Annotated in this window: 20 protein-coding genes; 1 reads left to right on the top strand and 19 read right to left on the bottom strand. The window is 42.0% G+C overall.

The genetic code is table 11. The features are described from left to right. Window positions 1-23 precede the first annotated feature (23 nt). Window positions 24-899: a LysR family transcriptional regulator gene (locus AC4HAI_RS02100; RefSeq protein ID WP_491078421.1), complete on the top strand. Its 876-nt coding sequence runs from the start codon at window positions 24-26 to the stop codon at window positions 897-899. A gap of 189 nt (window positions 900-1,088) precedes the next feature. Here the strand turns inward: AC4HAI_RS02100 and AC4HAI_RS02095 are convergent, their stop codons facing one another. The 19 genes from AC4HAI_RS02095 to trpE form a co-directional block, all read right to left on the bottom strand. After that, window positions 1,089-1,652 carry a TMEM175 family protein gene (locus AC4HAI_RS02095; RefSeq protein WP_491078420.1) on the bottom strand — a complete coding sequence of 188 codons (564 nt, stop codon included), beginning with the start codon at window positions 1,650-1,652 and terminating at the stop codon, window positions 1,089-1,091. Window position 1,653: 1 nt separating this feature from the next. After that, window positions 1,654-2,700: an LLM class flavin-dependent oxidoreductase gene (locus AC4HAI_RS02090; protein WP_491110225.1), complete on the bottom strand. Its 1,047-nt coding sequence runs from the start codon at window positions 2,698-2,700 to the stop codon at window positions 1,654-1,656. Further along, entirely contained in the window at window positions 2,700-2,855 is a 156-nt protein-coding gene (locus tag AC4HAI_RS02085) for a hypothetical protein (protein WP_491078418.1), read from the bottom strand. The genes AC4HAI_RS02090 and AC4HAI_RS02085 overlap by 1 nt, the downstream gene beginning before the upstream one ends. Before the next feature lies 1 nt (window position 2,856). Continuing rightward, window positions 2,857-3,507 carry a DsbA family oxidoreductase gene (locus AC4HAI_RS02080; protein ID WP_491110224.1) on the bottom strand — a complete coding sequence of 217 codons (651 nt, stop codon included), beginning with the start codon at window positions 3,505-3,507 and terminating at the stop codon, window positions 2,857-2,859. 17 nt (window positions 3,508-3,524) lie between these two features. After that, on the bottom strand, window positions 3,525-3,704 hold the full coding sequence (locus AC4HAI_RS02075) for a type Z 30S ribosomal protein S14 (RefSeq protein WP_491110223.1): 180 nt from the start codon (window positions 3,702-3,704) through the stop codon (window positions 3,525-3,527). A 1-nt stretch (window position 3,705) separates the two neighbouring features. After that, window positions 3,706-3,978 carry a hypothetical protein gene (locus AC4HAI_RS02070; protein WP_491110222.1) on the bottom strand — a complete coding sequence of 91 codons (273 nt, stop codon included), beginning with the start codon at window positions 3,976-3,978 and terminating at the stop codon, window positions 3,706-3,708. Next, window positions 3,975-4,892, bottom strand: coding sequence for a thioredoxin-disulfide reductase (gene trxB / locus AC4HAI_RS02065; protein WP_491110221.1), 918 nt, complete (start codon window positions 4,890-4,892; stop codon window positions 3,975-3,977). The genes AC4HAI_RS02070 and trxB overlap by 4 nt, the downstream gene beginning before the upstream one ends. Before the next feature lie 9 nt (window positions 4,893-4,901). Next, window positions 4,902-5,228 carry a thioredoxin gene (trxA, locus tag AC4HAI_RS02060; RefSeq protein WP_491078413.1) on the bottom strand — a complete coding sequence of 109 codons (327 nt, stop codon included), beginning with the start codon at window positions 5,226-5,228 and terminating at the stop codon, window positions 4,902-4,904. 171 nt (window positions 5,229-5,399) lie between these two features. Next, window positions 5,400-6,062 carry an ArsR/SmtB family transcription factor gene (locus AC4HAI_RS02055; protein ID WP_491110220.1) on the bottom strand — a complete coding sequence of 221 codons (663 nt, stop codon included), beginning with the start codon at window positions 6,060-6,062 and terminating at the stop codon, window positions 5,400-5,402. A gap of 259 nt (window positions 6,063-6,321) precedes the next feature. Next, entirely contained in the window at window positions 6,322-6,930 is a 609-nt protein-coding gene (locus AC4HAI_RS02050) for a DUF1349 domain-containing protein (protein WP_491110219.1), read from the bottom strand. Between the two features lie 146 nt (window positions 6,931-7,076). Continuing rightward, window positions 7,077-7,577, bottom strand: coding sequence for a YkgJ family cysteine cluster protein (locus AC4HAI_RS02045; protein ID WP_491078410.1), 501 nt, complete (start codon window positions 7,575-7,577; stop codon window positions 7,077-7,079). Window positions 7,578-7,688: 111 nt separating this feature from the next. Beyond that, a complete protein-coding gene (locus tag AC4HAI_RS02040) occupies window positions 7,689-9,128 on the bottom strand; it encodes a hypothetical protein (RefSeq protein WP_491110218.1) in 1,440 nt (479 codons plus the stop codon). Between the two features lie 231 nt (window positions 9,129-9,359). Beyond that, window positions 9,360-10,142, bottom strand: a complete 783-nt coding sequence (trpA, locus tag AC4HAI_RS02035) for a tryptophan synthase subunit alpha (RefSeq protein ID WP_491110216.1) — start codon at window positions 10,140-10,142, stop codon at window positions 9,360-9,362. A 14-nt stretch (window positions 10,143-10,156) separates the two neighbouring features. Continuing rightward, window positions 10,157-11,356, bottom strand: a complete 1,200-nt coding sequence (gene trpB, locus AC4HAI_RS02030; RefSeq protein WP_491078407.1) for a tryptophan synthase subunit beta — start codon at window positions 11,354-11,356, stop codon at window positions 10,157-10,159. Further along, window positions 11,353-11,937: a phosphoribosylanthranilate isomerase gene (locus AC4HAI_RS02025; RefSeq protein WP_491110215.1), complete on the bottom strand. Its 585-nt coding sequence runs from the start codon at window positions 11,935-11,937 to the stop codon at window positions 11,353-11,355. The genes trpB and AC4HAI_RS02025 overlap by 4 nt, the downstream gene beginning before the upstream one ends. Continuing rightward, window positions 11,924-12,691, bottom strand: coding sequence for an indole-3-glycerol phosphate synthase TrpC (gene trpC, locus AC4HAI_RS02020; RefSeq protein WP_491110214.1), 768 nt, complete (start codon window positions 12,689-12,691; stop codon window positions 11,924-11,926). The genes AC4HAI_RS02025 and trpC overlap by 14 nt, the downstream gene beginning before the upstream one ends. Beyond that, on the bottom strand, window positions 12,688-13,683 hold the full coding sequence (gene trpD / locus AC4HAI_RS02015; protein ID WP_491110277.1) for an anthranilate phosphoribosyltransferase: 996 nt from the start codon (window positions 13,681-13,683) through the stop codon (window positions 12,688-12,690). Before trpD ends, trpC begins: the two co-directional genes overlap by 4 nt. A 21-nt stretch (window positions 13,684-13,704) precedes the next feature. Then, complete coding sequence (locus AC4HAI_RS02010; protein WP_491110213.1) at window positions 13,705-14,283, bottom strand: anthranilate synthase component II; 579 nt, start codon at window positions 14,281-14,283, stop codon at window positions 13,705-13,707. Beyond that, on the bottom strand, window positions 14,283-15,635 hold the full coding sequence (gene trpE / locus AC4HAI_RS02005; RefSeq protein WP_491110211.1) for an anthranilate synthase component I: 1,353 nt from the start codon (window positions 15,633-15,635) through the stop codon (window positions 14,283-14,285). Before trpE ends, AC4HAI_RS02010 begins: the two co-directional genes overlap by 1 nt. Between the last annotated feature and the right edge of the window lie 492 nt (window positions 15,636-16,127).

The raw sequence follows: 16,127 nt of genomic DNA, 5'->3' as shown, positions 1-16,127 counted from the left end.
AAAATGGGAGTTAAATGTGAAAAATGATAGAAATTCGTGTCTTACAGTATTTTGTTACGATTGCAGAAGAAAAATCAATCTCAAAAGCGGCTAAAAAATGTCACATCACTCAGCCAACTCTATCACGTCAACTCAAACATTTAGAAGATGACTTAGGGACTAAACTCTTTCACCGTGGCAGTCGAGAAGTTACCCTAACCGAAGATGGTCATTATCTCTACAATCGTGCCCTTGACATATTGTCTCTTGTCAGCAAAACAACCAGCAACCTAGTAGATAAAGGTCCTATTTCTGGCACCATAACAATAGGCTCTGCAGAAAGTCGCTCCATCCAAACCATCTTAAGGACTACCAAGGCTTTCATAGAAACCTATCCTGATGTTCACTTTGATTTCTATAGTGCCAATGCAGATGACATTATCGAGAAAATCAATGCTGGTATCTTAGATTTAGGTATCCTTTCTCAAGATATTGATGGCTCTTTATATGAGAGTTTATCGTTGCCAACGCAGGAATATTGGGGAGTACTACTCCCTAAAACACATCCGCTAGCCAGACAGTCTACGCTAAGGCTAAAAGACTTATCTTCCTATCCCTTGATTGTTTCCAATCAGTCTGGATCACAAGACTTTTTCACCAATCAGATCCCTAAAGCAAAAATCGTTGCCACCTATAATCTCATCTTCAATGCTAGTTTGATGGTTGAAACAGGTATCGGCATTGCCATAGCCTGGTCTGGATTGATTGATACTAATAATCCCAACAGCACTTTAGCATTTATCCCTCTAGTGGGGAAGCTCCCTACCATTCATTTAAATATGATTTGGAAGCGTCATAAGCCACAGTCACATGCCGTGAAAGCATTTATCCAAGAAATCAAGCAAAAACATTCTTTATAAATAATGAAAAGTCTACTACTCCCAACCTAATCTAAAGCCACTGACTAGCCTCAACCATTTTAAAACATAAACAATGAGAGTATGCCCCAAGATAAAGATATCTAACCACTCCGCCTAGCAAATAAATTGACTAAATAAATAAGGCTGAGAACTTGTCTCAACCTCATTTTGATAGATAAATCATTAGGGTTATTGCCGATTACTTAAAAAGCCATAAATCACATTAACGATCATGAGTAAGGGACCAAATGGGATAAAAGTAGGCCAGAGGTAACTAATGACAAGAATAATGAGCAATTGTAGTCCATAAAGTTTAGCCCACCGATAGGGAGCCTGTTGTTCTTTATTCGTTAATTGCTTAGTGGTCGTCTTTAGTAAAACGGTTGTCATAAGGAGCCAAGCCAGATCCCATAACGCTAACACAATCAGATAAAACACTAGAGCTGCAAAACTATCGCTGTATTGTCCTACAGCCCGGGTTGCCAAAGGGACTAGGCTAGCAGCCAGTAACCAGATACTATTAGCACCAAAGACCCGAAAACTCATCTGATCCAGTGATTGGAACAGCTCATGGTAATACAGCCAAACTGTCATAATTTGTAAAAAACTAGCGATATAGACAAAAAGCATTGGGAGAATTTCAAGAAACCCTGAAATCGTCAGTTCTTTTGGTAACTGTAGCTCCAAGGCCATGATGGTCACTATAATGGCTAAAATAGCATCTGAAAAGGCTTCAATTCGTTTTTTATCCATGTTACTTGACACCTTTTTGTACGAGCTCAGCTAGCAGGCGGTAAGATTTTGCTTGGGCATCCTGATCATAAATAAAACTATTCACCATGATTTCATCAAATGCTAGTCTAGTTTGTAGATCTGCCAGCTGGTGAGAGACTGTCTCGGGAGAGCCTAAGAGAGTAACTGCTGACATTTGTCTAACCGTTGCTTTCTCACGGTAAATGAGGTCTTCCCTAGCGAATGCGACTGGGCCAAAGTGAGGAACTTTTTCAGCTTTGACATAGTTACGCCAGACCTCATCATCACTTTCCTTTGGAGGTTGGAGACCCTGATGGCTATTGGTAATAATATTTAGAAAGGTCTGAGTTTGGCTGGTGGCTAATTTCTGGGCTTTTTGATCTGTTTCTGCCACAATGGCATTTAAGGCTAAAATAACGTAGGGAGTTTTTAGCTTGTCCGATGGCTGGAAATTTTGACGGTAAATCCTAATCGCCTCTTCCATCATGGCTGGTGCAAAATGCGCCGCAAAGACATACGGACGTCCCAGCTTAGCAGCTAGGTAAGCAGAGTCTGTACTAGACCCCAAAATATAAAATGGAATATCCAAGCCTGCTGCTGGATAGGCATGAACCGGTGATTCATCTTTAAAATAACTAGCTAAGGCTTGTAAATCTGTCTCAAAATCCGGATTTAAATCATCGGATCGGCGGATAGCTCTTGCTGTTTGCATATCTGTCCCAGGAGCACGGCCCAAGCCTAAATCAACACGATCAGGGTAGAGGGTCTCTAGCGTACCGTATTGTTCTGCAACCAAATAGGGACTATGATTGGGTAGCATGACCCCTCCTGAACCCACACGAATAGCCTTAGTCTGGTCCAGTGTTCTTTGGATGAGTAACTGAGTGGCACTACTTGCAATCATGTTGCTGTTATGGTGTTCAGCTATCCAGTAACGTTTATAACCATAGGATTCCACTTGTTTGGCCAAGGTTACCATATCATCCATTGCTTCCTTGTAAGTTTGGCCTGTTCGTAAGGGAACCAAATTTAACACAGATAGTTCCATTAGTCCATCACCTTATCCTGATTAGAGTCATCGGTAGCGTCAACTGGCTCTAGTAATCCTGGATCAATGGCGCACCCATCGATACCACAGACAAGACCAAGGCCGTTTTCATTGGCGCTAGTTGCGTCAAAAAGATCTAATTTAAATTCTTTCATTCTAAACCTCTCCTTCTTCTGCTTGGATTTGTTTAAGGGCTGCTAACATATAGTCATAGGGCTGAGCACCGGAAATACCATATTTCTGATTAATCACAAAGAAGGGTGCTCCTTGCACACCTGATTGGTGAGCTTCAAGAATATCTTGTTTCACGTCACTTGAAAACTCTGTTCCATCTAAAAAAGTTGAAACCTCATCAGCTGGCAGACCGACTGCTGTCGCAGCGGCGACAAGGACTTCCTTATCAGCGATTGAGACATGATCTACAAAATAGAGCTGGTAGAGCTTCATGATCAAGCCTTGGTGATCTTCCTTAGACAAGCGTTTGCGCGCCCATTTGACTAAACGGTGGGCTGAGAAGGTATTGGTTGGAATAGCACCAGCAACATCTAGGTGCAAGCCTTCCTCCTCACCCATAGCAGCCATGTGCTCAAATTGCAATTTGGCTTGCTCCTGGGTCATCCCGTGGCTGGCCGCAAATTGGGTTTGCATGGTTTCGTCAGTTTCTAAAGGCGCATTGGAATCTAATTGAAAGGCCTTCATTTCCAAATCATAGGCATCTAATCCCACTTCTCTCATCGCCCGTTTCATACGAGCTGCACCGATATAACAAAATGGGCAGGCAATATCGGACCAGTAACTAATTTCCATTGATAATTCCTTTCTTGTTACCAGGATGCTTTTTTCAATCCTGGAATCAATCCTTTATAAGCATTGCTACGTAGGCAAATCCGACAGAGTTGGAACTTGCGGTAGACAGCATGAGGTCTCCCACAGGATTGGCAACGGCTGTACTCTTGTACAGCGAATTTCTTTTTCTTAGCTTGCTTGAGTGCTTTTCTAGCCATACTAGGCAACCTCCTTTGCCACCAACTGCCCCTGCTCAAAGATGAGTAAACTGACTTGGTTTGGATTTAGTCCGTATAAGGAAATCAGTTTAGGGACTTGAAATATATCTGCTTGATAAAGAGGGAGATTACGGTCTCTTGCTTCTTTCATCAAGGCTCTTTGCCCTAAGGGAGAGAGACTGCACTGATTGGCAGAGACTAAGAGCGCAAGACGAGCTGTCGCTGAGACAAGTTCGTTTAATTCCAAAGTTGATGTGACACTATCTTGAGTCATTGGTTGAGATACTCCAAAACATCTAGAGCAGCAATGGCACCACTAGCAGCTGATGTTATCGCCTGTTGATACTTAGGATCTTGGACATCACCTGCTGCATAAATACCTTCTACTGTTGTCTTTGAATTTCCTGGTTCTGTTTTGATATAGCCCTTATCATCCAAGGCGAGCTTACCCTGTAAAAACTCGGTATTCGGATGATGACCGATAGCTACAAACAAACCATCTGCCTTAAGGTGAACCACTTCTCCCGTCTCGTTATCTTTGAGATCAAGTCCAGTCATACCTAGCATGTCTGACTGAACCTCAAGCGGGGTGTAGTTGAGCATCCAATCAATCTTATCATTGGCTTTTGCCCGTTGAACCATAATATCTGATGCTCTCAACTCTTTTCGACGATGCACAAGGGTCACCTTGGAAGCAAACTTGGTTAGAAAGACCGCCTCTTCCATGGCAACATCACCTCCACCGACCACGACAATTTCGCGTTCTTTATAAAAGAAGGCATCACAGGTCGCACAAGCACTGACACCCTTTCCAATCACTTCTTCTTCGCCAGGAATTCCTAGGTACTTAGCACTGGAACCTGTCGCAATAATGACCGCTTTGGTTTGAAGGGCCTCTCCATTATCCAGATGTATGGTAAATGGGGAAACGTCTCCTTCAATATTTTCAACCAAACCAAAGGTCATTTCAGTCCCAAATTGCTCGGCTTGTTGGCGCATGCTTTCAACAAGTTCATTACCATCTACACCTTCTTTAAAACCAGGGTAATTTTCAACTAGAGTTGTCGTTGTCAACTGACCTCCCTGAGAATACCCTGAAATTAATCGATTCTTTAAACCAGAACGGCTCAGATAAATCCCTGCCGTGTATCCGGCAGGTCCTGATCCAATAATAATCGCATCGTACATAGCTTTCTCCTATAATTGACTGGCCAACTTATCGGCCAGAACTTTTTTAGATTGAACACCGATTGTTGCATCGACCGGCTTTCCATCTTTAAAGAAAATAAGGGTAGGGATGGAACGAACATTGAACAATTGGGCTAGCTCAGGTGATTGATCGACGTCAACCTTAGTCACGCTGGCTTTTCCGTCAAATTCCTGCGCCAACTCTTCTACGACTGGCTCAATCATCTTACATGGTGGGCACCAGGTCGCACCAAAATCTACCAATGTGACACCAGCCTGGATTTCTTGTGCAAAAGTTTCAGTTGTTAGTTGTTTTGTCATAATAGCCTCCTCCACTCTATTCAATCATTTTGTTGAATAGAGTTTTTAAAAAATAATATCGTTTTTATATTCAATCATTTAATTGAATAATTGAATTATAGCATATTCCAATAAAAGGTCAACTGTTTTGCTCAACTGTACTAAAAAAAGTAGTTGACCTTTTGGCAAACTACTTTTTACATTGACTTATTTGATGGCTAAACCTGTGCCCCATTTCCAATCTGCAAAACTTCGATTAAGGCTAAAAGTTTGATAGCCCATCTCCTGTAACTCTTGAGCAGCCAGATTAGCGTAACCACACTGACGACCACGACAGTAGAGGATAATTTTTTTATCTTTTGGCAGCTTCGCTTTTCTCTGAGCAAACTCATCAATTGGTAGATTCAGCGCTCGTGGCAGATGCCCAGCTTCAAACTCCTCAGCTGGTCGAAGATCAACCAAGACAACATCTGCCTGCTCAGACATCTCCACTGCCTTATCCAAAGTTAGTTGGCTAACTCCAGCTGCTAGATCATAATCTTTCTCAATAGCACGAACTTCAGCAAGCTGCTCCTCACCTACATCAAACATTAAAAGGATAAGCTGAGCCACTTTTTCTGAAGCCAAACTATAACGAATATAATTTCCATTGCGGTGCGTCACTACTAAATGACTGTCTTTTAGCACTTGAAGATGGCGTGACGTATTGGCAACCGAAAGGCCAGTTGCTTGTGCAATCCCCTCTACCGATTTAGGGCCTTGTGATAATATATTTAAAATTTCAATCCGCTTCTCACTACCCAATCCTTTGGTCAAATGAGATAAAGCCTTGTATAGATTAGTTTTATAATGATTAATTGTTTCCTGCATATTATTGACTCCTATATTATTCAATTAAATAGTAAAATAACATGCTGAAATTGTCAATGATCTACACTTCTCAGGTGCTCACCCAGCACACTCCCACACTTCTTCCATAAAAGCGATCTTACCACTACTACAAAAATGATTACTCGGCTATCAATTAATACAAATGTGTCATAACGTAAAAGCCTATCTATAAAGAAGATAGTAAAAAACACTTCTGCTAGCATCTAGTAACCTAGGATCAGAAGTGTTTTTATAATTTTCAATCAGGCTGTTGACCATCATGTGCTTTCCATTGACATTCTCCTAAATGGAAATGGGTAAATCTAGCAGTAAAACTAGAATTTTCCGGTGAACAAGCATAGACACCAAAACGGACACGACCATCACCTGCATGTAAGTGACAGATGCGCATTTGCTCAAATCTCACACCATCCAAAGAGCTCTCAATACAATAATCGCTACCACGTCGACTCAACCGATACCACATATACTTATTCTCGGTTGAGATTTCCCTCGTTGCCCAGTCAGAATAACCATGATTAGTGACAACAGATCCTAAATGCCCGTAGACCTCATTCTCATACTCAATAGAACCCTTGAGCCAGTTTTCAGAATCTTGATAGAGAACAATCCCACACTGGTCAAAGCGCTGCCGACTATCCCAAAACTCCGTTTTGACCGTAAAGGAAAAGTACAATTCGTCAGTCATCATCTGTAGTACCGGAGCTGTATCATTAACAAAATGGTAATAGGTCTTTTGCCAAAGATCTGTACAAGGTTGAGTTGTAATAGTAATTTCCTCCGGAGAAATCGTGTAGCTCTTGGGCTCTCTAGTCCACTGCAACTTCCTGATATCAAAATTTTCCATATATTTCCTCCAAATGATAAGGCTCCTGACAAACAACCTCAACTGACAATCTACCTCCCCCAATAGCGACCAATAACTATATTCAAAATCAGATTAAGCATAGACGTTCTGCTAAATAAAAGCACGAATGTCTGATAAGCACCGCTCTACTCCAATTCCTGGCGAAGTTTCTCAACAAAAAGATAGGCAGCCGGACAAATCAAAGTATTCTTAAGTGTCAAATGATTAATTTGATAAAATTTCTTTCGATCCGTATGAGGAAAGGCAGCGCAGGCCTTGGGACGAGAATCATAAACACTGCACAGATTATCTCCGCCTAGAAAAGGACAGGGCATCCCTTGAAAGACCTTATCGCCATCTTCATCGATACGTAAGTAAGTAGACTCAAAAGTCTGTAATTTCATACGAAAGAGCTTTGACATACGTATGATATCTTGCTCTGTTAAATCAGGTCCCAAGGCCTTACAACAGTTAGCGCACTTGGTGCAATCAATCTCTTCAAAAACCTCTTCATGTAAACGTTTGGTCAATTTATCCAAATGTTTTGGTGGTTTTTTGCGCAAACGCTCTAAAAATTTGCGATGCTCTTTTTGCTTTTGTAAAGCCAACTGATGATAGTGTTCCACATCAATCATATCTTCTGACATAGTTTTCCTCTTCTTACCAATGCTGTCCTCGTTATTATAACATAGACTTTACAGAAAGCACCTCTAATGCAAAAAAGACTAGGGAATTCCCCAGCCTTTTGAACCCTAAAGCTAGAAGAGATGGAAAAGATCTCGTTTTTTGCTATAGGTCGCTGTAAGTTGATCACCAATTTTAATCTTTAACTTTCCATCAACTTTGCGATAAGTAATTTTCTCCTTACTGGCTGTGTAATAGGCTTCATACCCACTGCCTTTATCTCTCTTTTGTCGAATACGTTTATCAGATATTGAGATATTACCGTCGATATAGTCGTAATTAAAATAAGGTAAGTTATCAGAATCGTAATCGGAATCAGAATCAGAGTCGTAATCAGAATCATAGTCATCACCGTAATCATAATCTGAATCGTAGTCATCATCATAGTCATAATCGGAATCGTAGTCATCATCATAGTCATAATCGGAATCAGAGTCATCGTCACTATCTTCTTTATAGTCATCAGAATCATAATCATCATCGACAATGTAACCATGAATTTTCTTACCCTCAATATGAAGATAAGTATCATCAACCTCAAGATCTTCAAAAAGCTCTGTATTTTTGGGCTGCCATTCACCGCTCAAGGTTACATAATTATAGATATTTACCGTAAGAAGAAAGAGAAAGATCACTGCTCCTGCCATCCCAAGAGACCACCAAATATTGAGACGTTTTAGGAAAGACAATTTAGAAGGAGAAGCAAGCTTTGCTTTGGTTAAGCGAACCTGCTCCCAACGTGGAGAGAGCATGGCCATCATAACGAGGATAAAGACTGACATAACAATGGTTATGAAGGATTGATTATCAAAACCTGCATTAAAGAACTGATAAATCGAATTCTCGTAACCAGAATGAGCTATTGTCACATCAACATAGGCCAAAACAAGGTGCATAAAGAAATAAACCAAGGCAAGAATAAACCCAGTTCTGATTAACCACGTCCGACGTGCTGATTCCAAAAAGCTCTGAGTAGCACTATCATAAACTTGACTCAAGCCATATTGCCTATAAAATTGTAAGGCATTCCAGAAGATGGCAAAAAGGCCTCCTTGAGCAAGCAACCAATATTGATTACGATAAAGGGTTTCAAACTTTGGATCATCCTTATCATAGGACATCCCATGATAAGCTGCAGCAATCGCTAAAACAACCAAAGCTGCAATAGCAAGCAGTTGGTAAAAGAGTTTCGCATTGAAAGTTTTTTTAGGGCTATTTGATTGAAATAAGCCTTGCTGATAGGCTTCTTGAAATTCCTGCTCAGTCGCTTGGCGGCCATTGCGCTCGAAAAATTCTTGCACCCATTGCTCAGCAGTTGGGAGCTGTGCTGAAATCGCAGCAGCACCTGGTTGCGGGCTTTGACCAAAGTCAGCTGATTGGCTCGAAGTTGAAGACGCAGCTGCCATAGAATTATCCGTATAGAAACCTTGTGCCAGTCCAAATTGTAATTCATCAGCTGTTGGATAACGACCATTGAGAGCATTAAACTGCTCTGACCATTCTTCTTGTGTCATACCTTATCTCTTTCTATAAGTTTGCTCGTTAAGATATGAGAGGAAGTCTACAGCTCCCCCTCTCACTTATCTTTATCCATAGGCTAACTAGTCATACTAATCAAATTAGTTAGCCCAATTATCCATTCCTTAAAATAATCATAACTATCTCTGCCCTTTAAAAATTATATAAGAAATATTATTTTTTGCAAGTATTTTTAGTATTTTCAAACTTATATTACTTAAAAAGTTTCATTTCTCCAGCTGACTACCATATTGCACAAACTTAGCAATATCAGCCATTTTTCGCTTGTTCATCTCATCGACAATCTTACTACCAACAATAACACCATCAGATACTGCATTAAAACGGTCAATATCGTCTGTACTAGAAACACCAAACCCCACCAAAACTGGAATATTAGCTAGCTGGCAGAGACGTTTTAGATGACTATCCAGATCATCGCTATAAAGACCTGTCTTACCAGTAACCCCATTGATGGCCACAGCATAAACAAAGCCCTCAGCATCTGTCAGCAGCAACTTTTGACGTTCTTCTCCAGTTGTTAGACTGACAAGAGGGATAAGCGCAACATCTGTCCCCTGTAAATAAGGCTTAACCATGTCTTCATTTTCATGAGGAAGATCAGGAATGATGAGACCCTTGACAGGGGTATCCTCCAAATCTTGGACAAAACGCTCAATCCCATATTGGTAAACAGGATTAAAATAAGTCATCATAACTAGAGGAACTTGAGTCTTCTTCCCTTTGAGCATTTCTAACACTGCTGTCAGTGTCGTTCCCTTAGACAGGCTGCGTTGCCCCGCTGATTCAATGACAGGACCATCCGCAACCGGATCAGACCATGGAATGCCAATCTCGATAGCTGAAGCTCCGTTATCTTCCAAAAAACTGACGGTTTCTAAAAGACCATCTAGTCCTCGCTCATGGTCACCAGCCATGATATAGGGGATAAAAATACCTTTTTTTGCTGCCTTGATCGCTTCTAAACTCTGTGTTAAGGTCTTGATCATCTACCTTACCTCCTTTAATTTTCTTTTTCCAAGCGCTCTTTAACTTGAACAACATCCTTGTCCCCACGCCCTGATAGACAAACAATGATGGATTGATCAGGTGACATTTCTTTAGCGATCTTTTGAACCAAGGCAATAGCATGGCTCGACTCAAGAGCAGGTATAATTCCCTCCAAACGAGAGAGGAGCTGGAAAGCTTCTAAGGCTTCTTGATCTGTGATAGCATGGTAGCTAGCACGGCCTAGTTCTTTAAAGTGAGAGTGTTCTGGCCCAATACCAGGATAGTCAAGACCTGCTGAAATAGAGAAAGCCTCCATAATCTGACCATGCGCATCTTGAAGGACATCTATAAGAGCACCGTGAAGAATGCCTGGACGCCCCTTGGCAAAAGTAGCTGCATGGTGCTCTGTATTCAGACCCAGTCCTGCTGCTTCTGCACCATACATGGCAACTGATTCATCATCAACAAAGGGGTAAAAGAGACCAATGGCATTAGATCCTCCTCCGATACAGGCCATAACAGCATCTGGCAGTTGACCATTAGAAATAGCTGCAAATTGTTGCTTAGCTTCACGGCCGATGACTGACTGAAAATCACGGACGATTTCTGGGAAGGGAGCCGGACCAAGAGCAGATCCCATAACATAGTGAGTATCCTCAATTTGAGCAACCCAAGCACGCAGCGCTGCATTTACTGCATCTTTCAGTACTCGTGAACCATCCTTGACAGCATGGACCTTAGCCCCCAGTAATTCCATACGAAAAACATTCAGAGATTGACGCTTGACATCTTCTTCTCCCATATAAATCGTACATTCCATATTGAAAAGAGCTGCAGCTGTAGCTGTTGCAACACCATGTTGACCAGCTCCCGTCTCTGCAATGATCTTGCTTTTACCCATACGCTTAGCAAGAAGAATTTGGCCAAGAGCATTATTAATTTTATGAGCTCCTGTATGGTTGAGATCTTCACGTTTGAGATAGATTTTAGCACCACCAATATGCTGACTCAAGCGCTCAGCGTAATAAAGCGGAGTCTCCCGACCAACATAATCCTTCAAAAGGGAATCGAGCTCCGCTTGAAAAGAAGGATCTTTTTGAGCCTCCCGATAAGCTGCTTCAAGCTCAATAATAGCAGTCATAAGCGTTTCTGGGACGAATTGTCCTCCATAAGATCCAAAGAATCCCTTAGTATCTGGTCCTTGATAAGTCATTGTTTCACACTTTCTATAAATCGTTTTATCTTATCTAAATCTTTCTGGCCATCCGTTTCTACACCGGTTGATACATCAACAGCATAAGGATGAAAATACCGGATAGCACTTGCAACATTGTCGATATTCAGTCCTCCTGCTATAAAGAATGGCTGTTTTAAATGAGCTATGTCCAAAGACTGCCAATCAAATCTCTGACCCGATCCAGCAACTGGAGCGTCAAAAAGCAGGTAGTCAGCTCCCAACTGATATTGAGGATTTTGTCCCTTCTCGATAGCTATAGCTCTAATAATCGGACAAGTAATAGCCTCAGCAAAACTTGGATCAAAGACGCCGTGAATTTGAACTAGGTCTAGCGGCACTTGATTGATAGCAGATTGCAATTCCTCCAGGCTAGGACTAACAAAAACACCGACTTTCTTGATAGTAAGAGGAATTTCTTTTGCCAGTTGATGGGCCTGAGCCAAAGTAACCTGACGTTTACTCTTGGCAAAAACAAAGCCGATATAATCTGCTCCGGCATGGACAGCGCAGGCAACAGACTCTGGAGTGGACAAGCCACAGATTTTAACCTTTGTCAATTTGCAACTCCCTCAACGTTCTTGCAACATCCCCTGATGTCATCAATGCGGTTCCCACCAAAACAGCATGGACAAAGGGGGCAACCTGAGCCACATCTTGAGGCGTAAAGAAACCCGACTCAGAGATATAAACAGGATCGGTTTTAAAGTCTCTAGTCATATGCTTAGTCGTCTCAATGGTGACATCGAATGTTACTAGATCACGATTATTGACACCGATAAGCTGAGCACCAAGCTCATGCGCAAGGGCTAACTCCGTTTCATTGTGAGTTTCTACTAAAACTTCAAGACCAAGAGACCTGGCATAGTGATAAAGTTGGCTCAAGCGTTCCTTGCTAAGCGCTGCTACAATTAAAAGAATGACCGTCGCTCCTGCATTACGACTGCGGATAATTTGCTTTTCATCAATGATGAAGTCTTTGGCTAGAGTCGGAATAGTTACGCTCCTAGAGATCTCACGTAAATCAGCTATATCTCCTTTAAAGAAAGAAGGATCTGTCAATACTGAGATCATAGCTGCCCCAGCATTTTCATAGATTTTAGCCTGATCAACAATATTAACAGCTAAGTTAATATCCCCTAAACTCGGGCTAGCTTTCTTTACCTCAGAAATAACTTGAACCCGTTTACTATGCTTCTTTAAAAATTCATACAAGGAATAAGTTGAACGAAGCGTGCCCACTTCTTCGACTGTCATCTGAGCCACTTCACGAGCCTTTTGTTCTAGAATTTTTGGAAGAAAGGTTTGACTCATTGTTGAACCTCCTGAAGTTGACTAAGTTTTTCTAGCGCCTTGCCCTCTGCGATCACTTGCCGAGCAAGGGCAATACCAGATGCGATACTATCAGTCTTCCCATTTGCATAAAAGCCAAGACCAGCATTAAGAACAGTGGTTTCTAAATAAGGACTTGGCTCACCCTTAAGCACACTGAGCAGAATTTGAGCATTTTCCTGAGCATCTCCTCCACGAATATCCGATAGTTCAACCTTTGGCATACCTAAGTCCTTATAGGTAAACTGCCCTCTACTGATCGTGCCCTTATCTAAAAGAGTATAAGTATTAGTCCCATAAAGAGCAGCCTCATCCATCTGATCGGGACCTGTAATAGCTAAAGCTCTGCTACGGCCCAACTTCTGCATAACTTCTACAGCGATCTCTTGAAGCTCAACCCGATAAATCCCCATCATCTGAGTCTCTAGATCAAGAGGATTAGCCAAAGGGCCTACGATATTCATAACCGTTGGAATACCAAGCGCTTGCCTAGCCGGACCAATAAAGCGCATGGCTGGATGGACACTCTGAGCAAAAATAAAGGCTATCCCTACCTGATCCAGCGCTCTAGCTAAAGTCTCAGGACTAGCTGCTATATTAATACCGAGAGCTTCAAGGACATCTGCCGACCCAGAGCGTGATGAAATAGAGCGGTTACCTGCCTTAGCAAGTCGGATCCCACCAGCAGCTAGGACAAAAGCCACTGTCGTTGAAATATTAAAGCTATAAGACCGATCTCCGCCAGTACCACAGTTGCACATGGCATCAGTAAAAGATTCAGGCAGGACAAGAGCATGTGCCTTGAGCGCTTGAACAATCCCAGTAATCTCATCACTGGTCTCTCCTTTGACACTGAGCCCCATCAGAAAAGCTGCGATCTGACTTTCAGTGAGTCTTCCCTGAAGAATATCTGTAAATAAGTCCCTGACTACCATTTGTGAGAGATCCTTATGGTGACTGAGGTTGAGGTACATTTCTGTAAGTTTTGACATAGCTTATCCTTTCTTTTGATTATTTACAATAGTGACAAAATTTTCAATCATCTTTAGACCGTCCGGCGTTCCGATGCTTTCTGGATGATATTGCAGGCCATAAATAGGGAGGCTGCGATGCTGCATAGCCATAAGCTCCCCATCATCGCTTGTCCTAGCAAGAGCTAGGAAATCTTCTGGCAGCTGATCGACCACAATCGAATGATAGCGCATAATAGGCATCTCTGCTTCCATTCCCTGAAAGATTGGGCTTTGAGCTTGAAGATTCATTTGACTTTGCTTACCATGCATAACCTCTTGTGCTAACCGAAGTCTCCCGCCAAAAACTTCTGCTATGGCTTGATGACCAAGACAAATGCCTAACATGGGTTTGCAGTTAGCATACTTAGCAATGATTCTCTCCATCTGCCCTGCATCTGCTGGCCATCCTGGACCCGGTGAAAAGACCACACCATCTGCAGCTATTACCCTTGTTTCTATATCAGCTGCATCGTTTCTGACCACCTCCACTTGATCAAATGCTCCTAGGTATTGAGCCAAGTTATAGGTAAACGAGTCATAATTATCCATTAATAAAATCATTAGTAATCTCCAATTCTAGTCATCGCTTTAGCCTTATTAATCGTCTCATAAAATTCATTTTCCGGTATACTATCATAAACAATGCCTGCCCCAGCTTGGACATAGGCCTTATGATTTTTGAGAATCATGGTGCGAATCGCAATCGCAAAATCCATATTCCCCGAAGCAGACAAATAACCGATAGCTCCTGAATAAATCCCTCGTTTTTCACTTTCCATTTCGTAAATGCGGGTCATAGCACGAATTTTCGGGGCTCCTGATACTGTACCAGCTGGTAGGGTTGATTTGAGAGCATCTATAGCTGTCAGTCCTGGCAATAGTTCACCCTTGACGACACTAGTCAGATGCATAACATAGCGAAAATATTCTACTTCCATTAGTTTAGTAATGCAGACACTGCCGACACGTGCAATCTTACCAATATCATTTCGCCCCAAGTCAACTAACATACGGTGCTCTGACATTTCTTTGCTATCTGTAGCCAATTCCTTAGCCAAGGCAATATCTTCTTGTTCCTTGTGACCACGTGGTCGAGTTCCAGCAATAGGATTCGTCGTCACAGTCCCGTCCTTAACCGACACCAGACTTTCAGGACTAGCACCAATGACTTGGTAGGAACCAAAATCAAAATAATAAAGATAATTGGAAGGATTGGTCACGCGCAAGTTGCGGTAATAATCAAAGGGATCACCATTAACGTCTGCCGAGAAACGCTGACTAAGCACACATTGGAACATATCACCTTGACGAATGAGATCACGAGCGGCTTGAGCCATCCTCTCAAATTGCTCCTTTTGAATATGATTAGTAAAATGCAAAGGCTCAATATCAAGTGCAGCGAGCTCATCACTCCTTGGCGTCTGTAAATCCGTCATGACCGCCTGCATGGCCTGACTTTGATCTTCCATGCTTCTATAGCTGTAGCAATTATCCTCCACAATGTGAACCTTCTCCGTCTTATGATCAAAAATCATATAAGATTCATAGACAAAGAAATGCATATCTGGCGTCCCAATGGTATCCTCAGGAATAGATCCAATATTTTCGTAAAGACTGACCATGTCATAACCCACAAACCCAATAGCACCTCCAGCAAAAGGAAGGTCATTAGCATGGCCTTTTACCGTCAGACCATCCAAATAATCCAATGGATCCTGCTCGATAATACGGCCATTATTAAGCAGCTTACCCTTATCATAAGTAATCTCATAGACAGGATTATAAGCAACAATGGAAAAGCGGGCTGTCTCCTTTTCACGTGGGATAGACTCCAAGATCACCTTGTGCTCCCCATGAACCCTCATATAAGCCAAAATTGGTGTAAGGGTATCAGCCGGTAAAATCCTTCTCATATCATTTCTCCTCCTATATCTCTATAACTATCAGACACAGCTCAATCTGCCATTTAGTAAACAAAAAGCCCCCACACTCCCTAAGGAATGTGAGGGCGATATCTAAGATAACGCGGTGCCACCTCATTTAGCAGATCAAAACATTTCTGCCATCTCTAACTCCTCTAACAAGGAGCTGCACGGTAAGGGGTGCACACCCATATCATTTCGATTTTCTGGAAATAAAAAACCTCACATCCCAAAAGGATGTGAGGACGATATCTAAGATAACGCGGTGCCACCTCATTTAGCAGATAAAATACTATCAAAGCATTTCTGCTATCTCTAACTCCTCTAACAAGGAGCTGCACGGTAAGGGGTGCCAACCTGAAAACTATTGCTTATTTCCATACGAACTATCAGCCCAATTTCCCCCATGTCCGCTATCTGTTCACAATCACCACAGACTCCCTGAAAACTTTCAAAAGGTACTTTTCTGATATGCCAATATTC

Source organism: Streptococcus sp. ALY_208, assembly GCF_058314295.1.
This window is presented reverse-complemented; position numbering and strand designations above follow the sequence as displayed.